This is a genomic window from Streptomyces sp. NPDC027189, assembly GCF_055566975.1.
The window spans coordinates 30,987-46,527 of record NZ_JBVHRI010000021.1 but is presented as its reverse complement, the minus strand read 5'-3'; the positions used below and the strand labels follow the sequence as shown (position 1 = coordinate 46,527).

General features: G+C 68.8%; 14 protein-coding genes and 2 pseudogenes. 8 read left to right on the top strand and 8 right to left on the bottom strand.

The window, feature by feature from the left end:
- Positions 1–9: 9 nt before the first annotated feature.
- The 5 genes from ACZ4RZ_RS36555 to ACZ4RZ_RS36535 all read right to left on the bottom strand — a co-directional run bounded on the left by ACZ4RZ_RS36555 (position 10) and on the right by ACZ4RZ_RS36535 (position 3,126).
- On the bottom strand, positions 10–1,251 hold the full coding sequence (locus ACZ4RZ_RS36555) for a hypothetical protein (RefSeq protein ID WP_467751221.1): 1,242 nt from the start codon (positions 1,249–1,251) through the stop codon (positions 10–12).
- Position 1,252: 1 nt separating this feature from the next.
- Positions 1,253–2,026 carry a DUF8175 domain-containg protein gene (locus tag ACZ4RZ_RS36550; RefSeq protein ID WP_467751220.1) on the bottom strand — a complete coding sequence of 258 codons (774 nt, stop codon included), beginning with the start codon at positions 2,024–2,026 and terminating at the stop codon, positions 1,253–1,255.
- A gap of 18 nt (positions 2,027–2,044) precedes the next feature.
- On the bottom strand, positions 2,045–2,332 hold the full coding sequence (locus ACZ4RZ_RS36545) for a hypothetical protein (RefSeq protein WP_467751219.1): 288 nt from the start codon (positions 2,330–2,332) through the stop codon (positions 2,045–2,047).
- A 120-nt stretch (positions 2,333–2,452) separates the two neighbouring features.
- On the bottom strand, positions 2,453–2,737 hold the full coding sequence (locus ACZ4RZ_RS36540; protein WP_388884469.1) for a hypothetical protein: 285 nt from the start codon (positions 2,735–2,737) through the stop codon (positions 2,453–2,455).
- The gene (locus ACZ4RZ_RS36535) at positions 2,734–3,126 is read right to left on the bottom strand and encodes a hypothetical protein (protein ID WP_388884470.1); all 393 of its coding nucleotides are present in this window, start codon (positions 3,124–3,126) and stop codon (positions 2,734–2,736) included. The genes ACZ4RZ_RS36540 and ACZ4RZ_RS36535 overlap by 4 nt, the downstream gene beginning before the upstream one ends.
- Positions 3,127–3,747: 621 nt before the next feature.
- Here ACZ4RZ_RS36535 and ACZ4RZ_RS36530 point away from each other — a divergent pair.
- From ACZ4RZ_RS36530 to ACZ4RZ_RS36520, 3 genes are all read left to right on the top strand, one after another.
- Positions 3,748–4,596, top strand: coding sequence for a lytic transglycosylase domain-containing protein (locus tag ACZ4RZ_RS36530; RefSeq protein WP_467751218.1), 849 nt, complete (start codon positions 3,748–3,750; stop codon positions 4,594–4,596).
- A 17-nt stretch (positions 4,597–4,613) separates the two neighbouring features.
- A complete protein-coding gene (locus ACZ4RZ_RS36525) occupies positions 4,614–5,507 on the top strand; it encodes a hypothetical protein (RefSeq protein WP_467751217.1) in 894 nt (297 codons plus the stop codon).
- A gap of 184 nt (positions 5,508–5,691) precedes the next feature.
- Positions 5,692–6,237: a sigma-70 family RNA polymerase sigma factor gene (locus tag ACZ4RZ_RS36520; protein ID WP_467751216.1), complete on the top strand. Its 546-nt coding sequence runs from the start codon at positions 5,692–5,694 to the stop codon at positions 6,235–6,237.
- A gap of 53 nt (positions 6,238–6,290) precedes the next feature.
- Here ACZ4RZ_RS36520 and ACZ4RZ_RS36515 read toward each other — a convergent pair whose 3' ends face one another.
- The gene (locus tag ACZ4RZ_RS36515) at positions 6,291–9,302 is read right to left on the bottom strand and encodes an AfsR/SARP family transcriptional regulator (protein WP_467751214.1); all 3,012 of its coding nucleotides are present in this window, start codon (positions 9,300–9,302) and stop codon (positions 6,291–6,293) included.
- A gap of 205 nt (positions 9,303–9,507) precedes the next feature.
- Here ACZ4RZ_RS36515 and ACZ4RZ_RS36510 point away from each other — a divergent pair.
- Positions 9,508–9,839: pseudogene (locus ACZ4RZ_RS36510) on the top strand (ISAzo13 family transposase); the annotation flags it as partial.
- 3 nt (positions 9,840–9,842) lie between these two features.
- Here the strand turns inward: ACZ4RZ_RS36510 and ACZ4RZ_RS36505 are convergent.
- Positions 9,843–10,217: pseudogene (locus ACZ4RZ_RS36505) on the bottom strand (DNA helicase UvrD); the annotation flags it as partial.
- Between the two features lie 1,257 nt (positions 10,218–11,474).
- Between ACZ4RZ_RS36505 and ACZ4RZ_RS36500 the strand changes: the two are divergent.
- Together ACZ4RZ_RS36500 and ACZ4RZ_RS36495 are read left to right on the top strand one after the other, a co-directional pair.
- Complete coding sequence (locus ACZ4RZ_RS36500) at positions 11,475–12,623, top strand: hypothetical protein (protein ID WP_467751213.1); 1,149 nt, start codon at positions 11,475–11,477, stop codon at positions 12,621–12,623.
- A gap of 301 nt (positions 12,624–12,924) precedes the next feature.
- Complete coding sequence (locus ACZ4RZ_RS36495; protein ID WP_467751211.1) at positions 12,925–13,512, top strand: hypothetical protein; 588 nt, start codon at positions 12,925–12,927, stop codon at positions 13,510–13,512.
- 60 nt (positions 13,513–13,572) lie between these two features.
- On the opposite strand, the gene ACZ4RZ_RS36490 is transcribed toward ACZ4RZ_RS36495, so the two are convergent.
- A complete protein-coding gene (locus ACZ4RZ_RS36490; protein ID WP_467751209.1) occupies positions 13,573–14,094 on the bottom strand; it encodes a hypothetical protein in 522 nt (173 codons plus the stop codon).
- Positions 14,095–14,509: 415 nt separating this feature from the next.
- Between ACZ4RZ_RS36490 and ACZ4RZ_RS36485 the strand changes: the two genes are divergently transcribed.
- Complete coding sequence (locus ACZ4RZ_RS36485) at positions 14,510–14,968, top strand: hypothetical protein (RefSeq protein WP_467751208.1); 459 nt, start codon at positions 14,510–14,512, stop codon at positions 14,966–14,968.
- 29 nt (positions 14,969–14,997) lie between these two features.
- Positions 14,998–15,525: a hypothetical protein gene (locus ACZ4RZ_RS36480; protein WP_467751207.1), complete on the top strand. Its 528-nt coding sequence runs from the start codon at positions 14,998–15,000 to the stop codon at positions 15,523–15,525.
- The last annotated feature ends 16 nt before the right edge of the window (positions 15,526–15,541 follow it).

Genomic DNA, 15,541 nt, shown 5'->3' with positions numbered 1-15,541 from the left:
TCCTGGGGATCACTTGTTGTTGCCCAACTCGCCGTCGGCGCCTTCGACGGCGCCGGAGACGGCGGAGCTTGCGGTCTGCGCAGCGGCCACCGCCGCGAGCACGGCGACACCTGCCGGGCCGCCGGCAGCCGCGCCCGCCGCACCGGCACCGCCGGCACCCGCACCGCCCGCGCCGGCGCCCGCGGCACCGGCCTTGCCCGCTCCCGCACCGGCACCGGTCGCACCGGCTTTCCCGCCCGAACCGGAGGAGCCGCCCGCACCGGACGAACCCCCGGTTCCCGACGCGCCGCTCGGACCCATCTGTCCGCCGGAGCCGCCGCCGCTGCCGCCGCTGGCGCCGAGCTGGACCGCGCCGCTCGCCAGTTGGCTTCCCGCCTGCCCCATGCTGGACATGGGGTTGCCGGTGCCCATGGCGGCGGCGGCGGGCACGATGAGCTTCAGCAGCGCGGGCAGGGCGATGGCGGAGAGCAGCATCACGCCGATACCGGCGATACGTGTGTTGATGGCGACGCCGTCGTTGCTGGCGCCGACGCCCCTGTTCTGGCCCGCGGTGATCATCGCCATACCCGCGTTGAGCACGAGGGCGACCGCGGGTTTGTAGATCAGCCAGGAGACCATCCAGCCGATGTGCTTGCGCCACCAGCCGGCGCCCCAGTCCGTCATCGAGGCCGCGGCGGCCAACGGGAGGGTGCCCAGCATCAGCATCATGACGCCGAGCCGGATGTACATCAGGACCGTGTGGATGATGCCGGCGATCAGCAGCAGGAAGGCGAGAATCAGCATGAGGAAGGACTCGTCGATCCCGCCGCCGCTGCCACAGGCACCGACGTTCTGCAGCGCTTTCTTCACGGCGTCGTTGAACAAGTAGTCGGAGTAGCTGTCCGCAACGCTGGCGGCGGCCATGACGACGGTGGTGGCGGCGCCCGAGACGAGAACCACCCGCATGATGCCCTTCAGCGCGGTCTTGCCTGCGTCGCCCTTCCGCTCGATGGCCATGCGGGCGGCGGCGAAGAGCAGCGAGCCGACCGCGAGATAGACCACGATCCACTGGGTGTCGCTGCTGATGCCCTTCGACGTGTCCGTCTGCTCCAAGGTCGGGACATGGGTGGCCAGCGCCCCGAACACCGCGACCGCGGCCGCGAGGATGGTCTTCGCGATCAGATCGATGATGGTCCCGATGGGGTCTCCGAGAAAGCTGAAGAAACCCTTGATCAGGTCGAGGGCCGGATTGCCCTGACTGCCGCAATCCACGTCAAACCCCCCAGAGAGTGAAGTCGTTGGTGTCGGAAACGGACGACAGCGGCGTGTACAGGGACCCGTCGCCGTCGGGCAGGACCTTCCAGTCACCGCCGTTCCAGCGCAGATCGATGGTGGTCGCCGTAAACCCCTGGGAACTCTTGAGAAGCAGTTTCACGCTCGCCGCCGAACTCTTGTACGAGGTCACCGAGAAACCGACGTACGAGGCGGGTGTCGCATCGGTGCTGTCACTGTCGCTGTCCGTGAAGGTGGCGCGCTTGAACTCCCACATCTCGCGTCCCGACCCGGCGACGACCTGCCGCTCGGTGACGGTGCGCCAGTTGGATCCGCTCATCTGTGAGGGGATGGTGGTGGCGGCCAGCGCGGCGCCGGTGGGTGTGTGCGCGAAGCACCACCACAGGTCGCCGCTGATCCGGATGGGCCCGGCCGAGGCGGAGACGGGCACCTGCACGACACCGAGCTTGCGCCGCTTGACGTCCTTGGGCGCGGCCGTGGGCAGCGCGGCGCCCGCGCTGTCGTCGGTACGGCAGCCGTGCGGCCGGCTGTCCTTCGCGCCGGAGCTGTCGGAGCTGCCGGAGTCGTCGGACAACGGGCCGTCGGACGCCGCCGCGTTCGCGCGGGCAGTGGTGGTGTCGGGGCCGCCGGACACCGCTGTGACGATCAGGCCCACCACGAGCGCGACGCCGAGGAATCCCGCCGACAGCCGCCAGTTGCGCTGCTTGTAGTACGGCCCGGACTCCTCGACCCGCCGCTCCCTGCGTTTGAACATCTCGACCGCCCGCCCGGCCTACGCGAAGACGAAGTTGACGAGCGGGCCCGCGGTGGCCACGAGGACACAGCCGCCGAGCACCATGCCGAGTCGGCTCATGTGCTCCGAACTCTCGCCCCGCTTCACGGAGATGGCCATCATCGCGCCGGTGATCAGCACCCCGGCGACACCGGCGGCGGTGCCGGCCCAGGCGACGATGCCGAGAACCGTGTTGACCTTGCCGGTGAGTTCGTCCGGGGCGTTGCTCACCGGCTTGGGCACGGTGCCGTCGGCCAGGAGGTGGGAGGCTGCGAGGAGAAAGGACATGAGGATCTCCGAGGAGTCGGCGCCCGGCATGAGCGGCGGGCGAGAGGGTGACTGAGTGATGGAGGGATGGAGTGACTGACAGCGCTGGAAGGCGTGTTGGGGACCGGAGGGTGTGAGGGGCTACGGGCCGCCGAGGAGCCTCAGATCGCCCAGAACGATGACGAGCGGTTGGGCGGACGTGGCGAGCAGGCAGGCGAGGGTGACGTAGAAGACCCCACGGAAGTGCTCGCCGCCTTCGCCCGGTTCGCCACGGCGCAGCTGGAGTGCCATCAGGGTGCCGACGGTGATGAGTCCGAAGACGCCGGCGGCCGTGACGCACCAGGCGAGCAGGTTGATGATCGTGTGGGCACCCACGGGCGGGGCGTAGTCGGCCAGGAGCCGGGCATCCGGCAGGGGACGGGTCACGACACGGCTCCCTCGCCGTAGTGCTCGCTGCCCACCAACGTGCCGAGCGTGGCGAGTTGCCTGGGCAGGGACTTCGGGCGGTCACCCGTACGCCATGCCGGTATCCACGGCACCCGGTGCACGCGGGCGACGGAGCGCAGCACGCGGATTCGGCGCAGCAGACTGAGCGGCAGCCGCCCGGGGGCGTCGGCGACGAGGACCACGCCCAGCAGATCGAGCCCCTGCGGGGCGCTGCCCTCCTTGAGCGCGCCCAACGCCCGGGAGACGGACCGCAGTCCGCGCGCGCTGGTCCTGCCGACCAGCACGATCCGGTGCGGTTCGCCCCGCGCGGGCTCCGGCCAGCGGGCTCCTAAGTCCACTCCGCCGAGCGTCTCGACCAGCGAGGTCACCCCGGCTCCGCCGTGCGCCTTGACCCACCCGACGTCGTCACGCGACCTGCCCCGGGCCGCCTTGGGCCGTTTCGGCCGAGCCGGGCCCGGCTCGGGGACCCGAGCCGGGGCGGGACGGCGCGCGGGGGCGGCCTGCGGGGAGACCCGGGCCGCGGGCCGGGGTGCGGTCCGCGGGGCGGCTTGGCCGTGGGGTACCGCATCCGCCCGCCGTCGGGCGGGGACCTGCGGGAACGCCTGTTGCCCGGCGGGAGCCGGGTGGCCGCCGGGTGCTGCCGGGGCCGGGCCGGCGGTCCTCCCCGGCGGGACGGCCCGACCGCCGCCCGTTCCCACTGTTGGACCGGTCGCTTCGCCGTCGGGAGCGGGCCGCGTTTGCGGGGGTGTCGGCCGTGGGGTCTTCGGTCCCCGTTCCCATGACTGCGGGCCCGACGGCGTTGCCGAAGGTGTGCCCATGTGTGCCCTGCCCCCCTCTTCGCTCGAACTTCCGCTGCTCTGGCTCATCTGGTTTCGACTGGTTTGAACTTATTTGCACCGAGGCCCGTTTCGATCTGTCGAGCCCGGCGGACAGCACAACGGGCCATGTGGCCACCGCGGTTCAAGGCGAGGGGAAGAAGGCAGGCGCTCATGAGTTCAGCCATGGGAGGGGGCGGAGGCGGAGAGAGCGGCATCTCGACCGCGCTCAAGGCCCTCATCGGCGCCGGCACCGGCTGCGGCTGCCTGCTGGCCGGGGTGCTCACGCTGCCCATCGTGATCGTCGTCGTGATCATCTACGGCGGGTTCGGGGTCCTGCTGGCCCCGCTCATCGCGCTGTACCTGCTCTTCCACGGCGGCAGCGGGGACCCGCCCAGCCAGGACGACGGGAACCAGACGCTCCAGATCTTCCAGGGCGACGGCAAGGGCGAGCTGGACACCTCGACCGTCCCCGAAGACCTGGTGGACCCCATTCAGAAGGCCGGCGCTCTGTGCGACGCCATCGGCCCGATCGTCATCGCCTCTCAGATCGAGAAGGAGTCCGGCTTCAACGCGGACCTGGTCGGCCCGAACGGCGAGCAGGGCCTCTCCCAGCTGCCGCCCGACATCTTCAAGCAGTACGGCAAGGACGACGACGACAACGGCAAGGTGTCCGCCCTGGACGCCAAGGACTCGATCATGGCGCAGGGCCGCTACCTGTGCGATCTGGCCGACCAGGGCCAGAAGCTGCTCGACAGCGGCGAGGTCCGGGAAACGGACGACGGCCGCGGGACCACCAACAGCGTCCTGGACCTCGCCCTGGCCGGCTACGACGTCGGGATGGACGCCGTCCGCGCGGCCAAGGGGGTGCCGCAGACAAACGAGGCTCAGGGCTACGTCCTCGCCATCCGCGCCCAGTTCGCCAAGTACCAGGGCATCGGCGCCCCGCCCTCGGGCGCCACCCCCGGCGTCACACCCAGCCCCACCGACTCACCGTCGGTCACTGCTTCGCCCACCGCATGAGCATGAGGAGGACAGCCATGGCCCACTTCGAGGTGCACATCTCCGACGAAGGGCTCGCCGAGATCGACGGGGACCCCCTCGTCCCCGAGCCGGGTCAGTCCGTGCACGAGGCCGTACTCGACCAGTTGCAGCGGTACGCGCAGGAGCGCGGCGCCGCCGTCGAGGCGACGGTGAACGACGGCCCCGGCGCCGCCCACTTCGCCCTTGAGATGTCGCCGGACGGTTCCAGCCGCATCCTCGTACCGGAGGAGCCACCGGCCCCGGAACCCGGACCGGTCCTCGTGGCCTCCGTGGCCTCCGCCTCCGCCCCCGCCCTCGCCCTCGCCCTCGCCCTCGCCCTCGCCCTCGCCGAGGCTCCTGCCCCCTCCGCCATCGCCACCGCGATTGCCCGTGCCCGCGCCACGGCCGCTGACCGTGTCGCCGCCGCCCCGGCCCAGCTCTCTGCCAGGACCATCGACCTCCCCGCCGAACTCTCCGAACTCGCCGAACCGATCGGCCGTATCAACGCGTTGGCGGGCGTTGGCCGGCTCGACGAGGCGTTCGCCGACGCGACCGCGCTGCGCGAGAGGCTGACCGGATCGATGGGTGCCGAGCATCCGCACGCGCTGGAGGCGCGGGCCGTGGAGGCGTACCTCGCGCACCTGCGCGGCGACCCCCGCGAGGCCACCGTGCTGGCCCTGGCCGTGGCCCGGATCAGGTGCGGGGCGGGGGACGACCGGGCGCCGGAGGAGGTGGCGCGGGCGGCGGCCGCCTGGCAGCGGCTCGACGACGACCAGGCCGCACTCACCCACGGGCGCGAACTGCTTCACATGTGGGCCAAGTTGGAGCACCGCGGACTGCTGCCACCCGGCCACTCGGAACTCGCCGAACAGGTCCGCAGACATGTGGAGGCACTGATGGCGTACGCCTGACCCACCCACGGGCAGGTCCCTCCCGGCACAACCGCCCCACCCTCCCCGGCCTGCTCGTCCATCGACTCGTACACCGAGCGTCAAACGAACGTGGAACTCACCTCGGAACACTCCGTTCCCCCGGAGGCCCCGGTTCTCAGTCCCCGGACTGGGGGCCGGTCATCCCAAGGAGCAGGAGCACACCATGAACGTGAAGGTCATCGGATCGGCCGGCGCTGAATCCGTCGAGGAACGAGCGCTGCGCGACCTCTACTTGGAACACGGCCCGGCGCTCTACGCGTACGTGCTGCGCATGCTGGGCGGGGACACGCACCGCGCGGAGGACGTCATCCAGGAGACGCTGCTGCGGTGCTGGAACAAGCAGAATCTGGTCGACGGCGAGGGGATGGCCGTACGCCCGTGGATGTTCCGGGTGGCCCGCAACCTCGTCGTCGACGGGCATCGTACGAGGATGGCGCGGCCGTTGGAGATCGGCGGCGCCACCTGGCTGTCCGAGCTGGGCGCCGAAGTGGACGACATCGAGCGGATGTTGTCGTCCATGGTGGTCCGGGACGCCTTAGAGGCACTGACCCCCGCGCACCGCGAGGTGATCAGGGCGACCTACTTCGCCGACCGTACGACCCAACAGGCCGCCGACGCCCTGGGCGTCCCGCAGGGCACCGTGAAGTCCCGCGTGTACTACGCCCTGCGCTGCCTGAGGACGGCGTTGGAGGAGCGAGGGGTGCGGTGAGGGCAGGGAGGAGCCGGGCGGAGGAAAGCTGAAACGTTGCCGCGGCTGGTGGGTCAGCGCTGCGGTCCGCCTTCGTCGCCCTCGTCGCCCTGTGCCAGCTCGCGCAGGGACTGCCGGACCTCGTCCGCCTCCGTGTGGCCGCCCTCCTCCAGCAGGGCGAGCGCCGCGGCCCAGGCCGTGCGGGCCGAACCGTGGTCGCCGGCGGCACGATGGGAGTCCCCGAGGTGCCGCAGGGTGTCGGCCTCCAGGTAACGGTTGCCGAGTTCCTGGTACAGCTCTACGGCGAGTTCGAACCGCCTGACGGCCGCGTCGTACCGGCCGAGATGGTGGTGGGCGTAGCCGACGCTGTCCTGCGCGGAGGCCTCACCGTTGAGGTCGGCGGCCTCCTGGTGCAGGGAGACGGACTTCTCGCAGTGTTCCAGCGCACGTTCGGCGTCGCCGAGCAGGATGTACGTCCAGCCGATCTCGTTCAGGACGCTGGCCTCGCCGCCGTGGTGGCCGAGGGACCGGTACAGCTCGCCGGCCTGCGCGTAGTGGTCGAGCGAGTCGTCATAGCGTCCCGTCTCGTTGGCCAGATAGGCGAGGCAGCGGTGGGTGCGGGCCTGGCCGAAGGCGTCGCCGGCCTGCTGGAAGAGGCCCAGTGCCCGGCTCAGCAGCCGTAGCGCCTCGTCCGTGTGCCCGAAACGGGTGTGGCCGAAGCCCAGACTGCGCAGGGCGTGCGCCTGGCCGACGGGGTCGCCCAGGGCGCGGGCGGCACGCAGCGCGGCCTTGTTGATCTCCATCAGGTCGTGCCGGTAACCGAGGCGGTCGAAGTACAGGTCCAGTGCGTAGGCCGTGCGCCAGGCGTGGTTGTGGTGGCCGTCGTCGGCCGCGTACTCGACGAGCGAGCGCAGCACGTGGCGCTCGGCGCGCAGCCAGGCGGTCGCCTGCTTGCCGTCGTTGAACCGCAGCGGCACGCTGTCCGATCTGCCCGGCGACAGGGGGATGGTCTCCCGGAACGGGTCGAGGACGGCGGACGCCTGGTGGGCGGTGTGCAGATAGTGGTCGAACAACCGCAGCACCGTGTTGTCCCGTTCGTACATGCTGTGTTGGTTCGTGATGAGTTCGTGGGCGTAGGCGCGCAGCAGGTCGTGGAAGACGAACCGGCCAGGGACGCGTTCCATGAGCAGGCTCGCCCCGGTGAGCTCCGTCAGCAGGGCGCGGACCTGACGCCGGGGCATGCCGGCCAGCGCGACCGCCACCGCGGTGCTGATGTCCGGGCCAGGGTGCACGGAGAGCCGGCGGAAGAGCCCGGCGGCCTCGGGCGACAGGGCGTTGTACGACCAGGAGAAGACGGCGCGGGCGTCGGAGCCGGCCTCCTGGCCAGCGGCGAACGCGTCGAGGCTGCCGTGGTCGCTGCGCAGTTCTGCGGCGATGTCGGCGAGCCGGAAGCCGGGGTGGTGCGCGGCGCGTGCCGCCACGATGGCCAGGGCCAGCGGCAGCCGGGCGCACAGGTCGACGATGGCGTCGGCCGCCTCCGGCTCGGCGTCGACACGGGCGCTGCCCAGCCGCCGGGTCAGCAACTCCCGCGATTCCTCGGCGCTCAGCAGCCCCAGGGTGAGCGGATGCGCCCCGTGCCTGGCGACCAGGCCGCTGAGCCGGCTGCGGCTGGTGACGATGACGAGACAGCCGGACGCGCCGGGCAGCAGAGGCTGGATGTGCTCGGTGTCACGGGCGTTGTCCAGCACGATCAGCACCCGGCGGTCGGACAGGACGCTGCGGTACAGGGCGGCCTGTGCGTCGAGCCCCTCGGGGACGGCATGCGGGGCCACCCCGAGCGCCACGAGGAACCTTTCGAGCGCCTCGCCGGAGTTCATCCGGGAGGCGCCGGGGTCCCAGCCGCGGAGGTTGACGTAGAGGCTGCCGTCGGGGAAGCGGTGGGCGATCCGGTGGGCCCAGTGCACGGCGAGGGTGGTCTTGCCGGCCCCGGCCATTCCGTCGATGACGGCGATGGCGGTGCTGGTGGCGGTGGTTGCGGCATTTTCGGTGTCGGCGGTGGTCGCCGGGGCGGGGTCGTCGTCGGGCAGCAGGGCGGCGACACGGACGAGTTCGCTACGACGGCCGGTGAACGTGGGTAGATCTGCGGGGAGTTGGGAGGGGCGGACCTTGTCCCCGCGGCGGGCCGGCGAATCGGGATCGCCCGGCTCCGGGCGGGGAGTGGCATCGGACGTGTCCCGAGTGTCAGGTGTGCCAGGGGTGTCGCCGTCCTCGTCGCCGCCCGCCCGTCCGCTCGGGATCGGCTGCGCCAGGGCAGGGTCCCCGGCCAGCAGGCGGGCGTGCAGGGCGCGCAAGGACGGCCCCGGTTCTATCCCCAGTTCGTCGACCAGCGTGCGGCGGGTTCTCGCGTAGGCTTCCAGCGCCTCTGCCTGCCGTCCGCACCGGTACAGGGCGACGAGCAGCAGCTCGCTCACGGACTCGCGCAGCGGATGCGCGTCGCGCAGCGCCAGCAGTTCCGCCACCACGGCCTCGTGCCCGCCCAGCTCCAGCTCGACGCGCAGCTTCAACTCCATGGTCCCCAGCCGTCGTTCGGCCAGGTCCGTCCGCGCGGATTCGGCGTACGGGCCGGGCACTCCGGCCAGTGCGGGGGTCCCCCAGGTGGCCATCGCGGTGTTCAGCAGCCGGAGGGCGAGGTCGCCTTCCCCGGCGGCCAGGTGGTGCTTGGCCTGCGCCACCGCCGCGTCATTTGCGGTGACGTCGCAGGCAACCGTGTCGGAAGCCATGACGTATCCGTCGCCGATGGAGAGCAGAATCCCGGGCGACTGCCCCGGCGGCCGCACCGGCTCCAACAGCTTGCGCAGCCGGGAGACATACGTGCGCACCACCGAGACCGCGCCCTGCGGTGGCTCCGTCCCCCAGACCCCGTCGACGAGATCGGCCACGCCCACCGTGTGTCCCCGGCGCAGCAACAGCATCGCGAGAACGGCCCGCTGCTGAGGTGAGCCGAGCGCCACTTCCTCGGTACCGCGCCAGGCACGCAGCGGACCGAGCAGGAAGAACTGGTAGGCCTTGAGTTCACTTTCCGCCACGGTCCGGACATTAGCGTCCGATCTTCCGAACGTCAGCTCGAACGACAATTTCCCGCCATGCGTTCACCGGGAAATGACACCCCGGAAACGCGCAGGCCGGAGGGGGTAGGAGGGAGGGGGGCCTTGGCCCAAGGCCGGGTAGTTAGGGCCTGCGGAGAAACAAGTCGTTGCTTCCGTCGGTGCTCGTCGTTGTTGTGCTACGGGGATGTCGGAGGGGGTCGAGGCGGGGCTGGCGGCGAAGTTCGAGGTGTTGTTGCCTCATCTGGATGAGCGTCAGCGCCGGTTGGCCATAGGGGCGGAGGCCCGGTCGTTGGGGCATGGCGGGATCAGGAAGGTGGCCCGCGCGGCGGGGTGCGTGAGGGCACCGTGTCCCGTGGGGTCGCTGAACTGGAGGCCGGTGCGGCTCCGTTGGGCCGGGCCCGCCGGGAGGGCGGAGGCCGCAGGCGCGCAGTGGACCTCGATCCCGGGCTGCGGCCCGCCTTGCCGGCCGTCGTCGAGCCGGATGTGCGCGGTGATCCGATGTCGCCGCTGCCCTGGAAAATGTCTGGCGAACAACCGCGACGGACGGTGTGGCGTGGTCTCCTCCAGTGCAGTCGTCATCTGTTCGATGGCCACGACGTCGCGGACTTCGAGACTGTGGGTGGCGGAGTTCACGCTGTAGAGCCGCTTGGCAGCCCACTCGAGCGCCGCGTCATGTGGAAGGACCTTGACGAGGCGGAAGGTGTCACTGCCGTCGTCGGGGGCGAGGACGACACCTCGCCAGAAGGCCGTGATGCGGATCGTCCTGATACGCGGGTCATGCGCGTAGCCCACGGTCTCCAGGTGCAGCCCCTTGTCTACACGCAACTCCGCCGCGGTCAGCGTCTGGAACTTGACCATGGCCTTGCGGACCCCCGCCCGCACCGGCTTCTCCAACTGCTCGTATTCGGCCTAGAGCGTGTTCGCGACGGCGAGCTGCGGCAAGGGTAACTCCACTGTGGTCAGGGCCTGGTGACAGTGTTCACCAGGCTATCGCCCAGTCCTGCCGCAACGGCCGCCACATCTGTTCAGTACGCCCGGCAGAGACCGGCGTACGTTGGGCGACCTCCTGGGCCGGTGCAAACGGCTGGAGCGATCTAGCGTCACCGTCGCCTCCATAACGCGTGACGTACCTGAAAGCGTCTGAAATACCCATTTCATCAACGCAGTGGTCGGGCAGTTGGAAGAGCCGCGCCATGCGCCCCGGCTCGCCACCGCCCTCACCGAACGGGCACCGCCGACCAACACGATCCCCAGCCCCGAGACCGCGTAGTCCCTCCGGCCCAAGACGGTCCCGAGGTGCGCGACCCCAGCACAAGGTTCCGGCGGCTGTCGCAAACGCCCTGTCCAAAGGCCTCGCCCGCCCCTCCGCTCCTGGAACTTTCCAGGGACTTTCAGCGCTGTCCGAGGGACTCCCGAGGGATTATTTGCCGCCCAACACGGCAAGCCCCTGAAAAATCGGAAAGGGCCTCCGGCGCAGGTCAGAGGCCCTTCCGAGGCAAAACCGCAGGTAACGGCAGACGAGTCGGGCTATACGCCGGGGAGAATCACCGCGGCGCTACCACCTGCGCAAACATGCAGAATAACTGGCTCGATGGCTACTTTGGCGGCTACTTACGTCTCCACCCTGCTCCATGCCTGGCGTGGCGGCAGCGCCCCAGGCACAGTACCAACGGGACGCCAGGGCCCGTCACCTTCCAGGGAACAGGGATGAGGACCCATCGTGCAGGCGCTTCATCCCTCCTTGGCGACATCCAGCATGTGGACACCACCTGTGATGTGCGCCACACGACCGTGGCGACCGGCGCCTTAGGCAGGCATTCCCGGGCGGGGCATCTGCGGAATTCAGAGCCCCAAGCTGCACCAGGCCACAATTCATCTCGGACAAGCTACCGCCTGACATCGGCTCACGCCGCCTGGACGCAGACGGGTTAATTCGATTCCAGCCCGTGATAGACGCTTGCGGGTCTGCCCTGGAGCATGCCCGGCAGTAGGTCGCCTGGCTGTGACTACGAGCCGTAGTTGGCGGCGAGGCCGATGAAGCCCACAAGTCAGCAAGGTTCGTTGATTCCTGGTTGGCGAGAACGTTGACCGCCTTTCGGCGGATCTACGCAACGACCCGGTGATGTCGGATGCCGTCAGTAGCCTGACGCCATGAAGGGGAGCGACTTCCTGATCTCGGTGAAGCAAGACTTCCTCGGGACACCGTGGGTGCGGCAAGTCCTGGACACCGAACGCGTGACAGCGCTGAGGTCCGGCCCTCTCGAAGACGTCCCGGACCTGGAGGCCGCCCAGGCCATCGTCCGCTTCGTTTACACCGAGCTGGAAGCCTTCGGCACCAGCGGCGGTGAGCATGTCGACGATGAAGGGAGCGAGGAACTCCTGCGCTGCCTCAAGGCGGTGCTGCGAAGGCACGGCATCGACTTCAACCCGCCCTTTCGCAGCCATGGGGGATTCCGCCGGTACTGGATCGAGAAGGGTATGGATGGCGGTGGCGGCTACGCGAAGCGTCGCGGCTACCTAGCGGAGCTGTTCGATCCGATCCGGGCTCGGCTGGATGCATTGGAGGTGGCCATCGAGCGCCTGGACGGCCTGCGCGGCGTCGACGGCACTCTCAAGAACATCGTCTTCGCCTCCACTGGCTACAAGCCCGAGATCATCATGAGCGAGATGATCGACGGCGCGATCGAGATCGTCGAGCACGCGGACACCTGCCTCGTCTACAACCGCCCACTGACGGACGCCGGACTCACCTGGGGCGAACTCGTCGACTGGTGGCGTGAGCAGAACAGCATGGCGGACGCCGACGATCGCGCTGTGGCCCTGTCACTGTACGAGCGGCTGAAAAAGTCCCTCGGCTCCGAGGCCGAACGCTTCCTCTTTCACGCCTTCGCCAGCCGCTACGCCGAGCAGGACGCGATGTCGCAGCCCGCGCTTCTTCCTCAGGTTTATGTGCACTTCGACCCGCTCACCGAACGGCAGCGGCAGCTTCTCGATAAGCCGCGCAGACTCGCGCGTGAACGCATGGACTTCCTACTTCTGCTGCCAGGTGGCGTGCGGATCGTTATAGAGGTCGACGGCAAGCACCACTATGCGCGGGAGGTCCCGAAGGGGTCAGACAACTGGGAGGTTGCAGCAGACCTCTACTCGGAAATGGTCGCGGAGGACCGCGCGCTACGACTCAAAGGCTACGAGGTGTTCCGGTTCGGTGGGCGGGAGATACTCCAGGCCCGCGACGACTTGACGTTCATCCGGCGGTTCTTCCTCGACCTCGAAGCGCGGTTCTGGGACCGCTGTCCCTAAGGCGAGGCCAGGTCGCCTGGTCAGCCAGCCGGAGACTTTTCTCCGGCTCCCATGCGTGCACGCCCTTCCGAGCCGCGCACGGGTCTGTACCGGTCTGCTACCTTCCGCTGCTCACTCACTGCGGCGCCGGCCGTGAGGCGGTGGGGCCGCGTGCCTCAAGCGGAGGGCGCGGGTCCAGGGGGGACGCCAGCGGCTACGCCGATGCAGTGTCCGGACGGCGCGGACCTACGCACCCCACAACCGTCGACACCTTCCGTCACTGCATGGCAACCAAACGTCATCAAGGCGCGTCTTGGGTGGCATGGTGGAGCCAACCGCTTCGATATCAGCAGGGCTTGGACGCGTTGCGGGGTCAGTCGCAGCCCGGGCGATCGCAGAACGGACTGGAAAGATTCAGGTCGGCGGCCCAGAGGAGCGCCGGGAAGCTTACGCAAACCTGCTACGCGCCGGCTTCGCTCTCGAGAAGGCAGTGTGGGGCCAAGGGTCCTGGGAGACGCTGTGGCGTGCGGCTACCGGCAAAAAGGCGATCAAAAACTCCTTGCGCAACCTGGAACTAGCTTGGGCGCAGGCCGTACTCGTGGGAAATGCCGCTCCTCTCCAGGCGGGTACTCACTGGATGTTGCTGCTCAAGGAGTCAGAGAAAGCCTTGTTTACACTCGATGGCTTTCATAAGTGGGAGGAACTGAGGCAAGCGCAGCTCGCCTACGTAGCGGCGTGCAGGCTTGATCTACTCTCGCCTCCGCGGCGATGGCAGCTTTGGCGTCCCTCTTTGTGGCGAACACGGCGGGAAGCGTCACGTCTGAACAAGGTGCTTCGAGAACTCATCGTCGATCTCGACCGGCATGCGCCCATCGAAGCCACCCTCAAACCCCGCGAGTTGGAGGCCTGACATCGCATTGTGCTGATCACGCGGTAGAGCTCACTTGCTGATCTTCCGGCTGCAACCGCTTCAGCGCCGCCGACGACCACCAGTCATGGACGCACTCACGCATGCGCGCGGACTCGGCACGGACGCCCAGGTCACATACCCGGCTTCGTCACTGTGGTACTGCCCGATGTCGTCGGTGAGGCGATGCACGAGGAACAGACCCGGCTCCTCCTCGGGCGCCGGCAACGGTTGATCCATCTCTCCGACGGTGATCAGGACGTGATCCCCGTCGTACGAGACCCGACCGCTCAGGTCGATGCTGGCGCGATGCCGGGCGGTGACGTCGACGAGTTCGGTCAGGACGGCGAGCGTCGCTTCCTCGACGGCTTTGGCGTTGGGCGCGCCGGCGAGCAGGGCCGGCAGCACCCTCGCAACGAAACCGCGGGCGCGGCGCATGCTCTGGACGGGGGCGTGCTCCGGACCAAGACGGAACTCGATCGAGTTCTCAACGTCCGGCAGCCCTTGCGGCGCAGCAGCGCCTTGCCTGGCGGCGGTCTGCAGGCTGGAGACCCAAAGCGGAGACATGGCGTCGGAGATCGTCACTAGCTTTCCGTCTCGTCGAATGGCACGAAGTCGAATGTTAGTTCGATAGCGGTGGGTGGGGCGAGCGTGCGTCAGCAAGCCTGGGGCGCAACGGGTCTACGTAAGCGGTTGCCGAACGAGCGTGCTGGGCCATGTTGCACCTTTCGTGCCGCCCGCGTGCGGGCATGGTTGGACAGAGCAGACGGTGATGGTCTAGCACCGGAATGTGTTGCTCAGGGTCAATCAAAGACGTCAACACCACGCACGTCAAACGATCTGGGCGACCAAGTGAGCTGGCCCCCTGATTGTTGGTTTCCCGCTATGGTGGCCTGGCCCTCACCATCCGCCCTAGAGAGATCGACCCAACGTGACGCCACGCCATGCCCCGGCGGGGTCCTTCACGGAACGCCTGAACCTCCTGTTCAAGGCCAGTGCCGTGGAGAACCCCGAACGACCCCGCACGTACACCGAATACACCCCCACCCAGGTGGCCCACGAGATCAACAAGAAGTTCGGCGCCGGCAGCATCACCGACGAGTACATCCGCAAGCTCCGGCGCGGAGACATCAAGAGCCCGAGCGTGCTCATGGCGTCGTACCTGGCGTGGTTCTTCAAAATGCCCCTCGACGTCTTCGCGGCCGTCACCGACGACGAGCCCAGCGAGCCGAGTGAGATCGCTAACAAGGTGTGGGCAGAGCTGCAACGAATCGCAGCGGTGAAGAGTCCTCAGCACGAGGACCCAGAACCCAACGAGACCATCCGGGGCCTTGCCCGGTCCGCTGGCCGTCTCTCACAAGAGGGACTTCAGCGTGCAGCCAGGTACGTCCAACAGCTCGAACAGCTTGAGCAGATGGAAGACCAGCTTCAGACAGACGTCCCGCCAGAGAACCACTGACCACTTCCCCCACAAGGTGCGCAACGCCGGTGATCCACCGCCCCGACAAACACGTCCAACAGGCGCTCCACGGCTTCCAGATACCTGTTCCGCTCACTCTCGAAGCCCTGTTCGCCGCCATCCAGGCGCACTACCCCCGCCCCCTGGAGATGCTCCGCGGGGAGTCACCTCTCCCCGGAGTGCCAGCCAGTGGCCTCTGGCTCACGCGCCCCGACCAGGGGTCGGACGCCATGTGGGTTGACCCGGGCCTCAACGGGGCGGCTGCTGTGCACGTTCTCGCCCACGAGGGCGGCCACTTCTTCCTCGGTCACGAACCCGTCGAGCTTCCGGCGGCCCGGCCGGCGGAGCCGTACGAGTTCATCACCGCCGACTTCCTCGACGGCTGTCTCCTCGGGCGAACTCGCTCACAAGAAGGTCCGCACGACGCGGAGTACGCGGAGATCGAGAGCCAGGCTGAAGCCTTCGCCTTCCTCCTGCGCAAGAAGGCGGACCAGTGCGCACGCGATACCCGCTACAAGTCCGACCCGCTACTGGACCGACTGCACCGCTCCCTGTAACCCATCCACTTCCTGT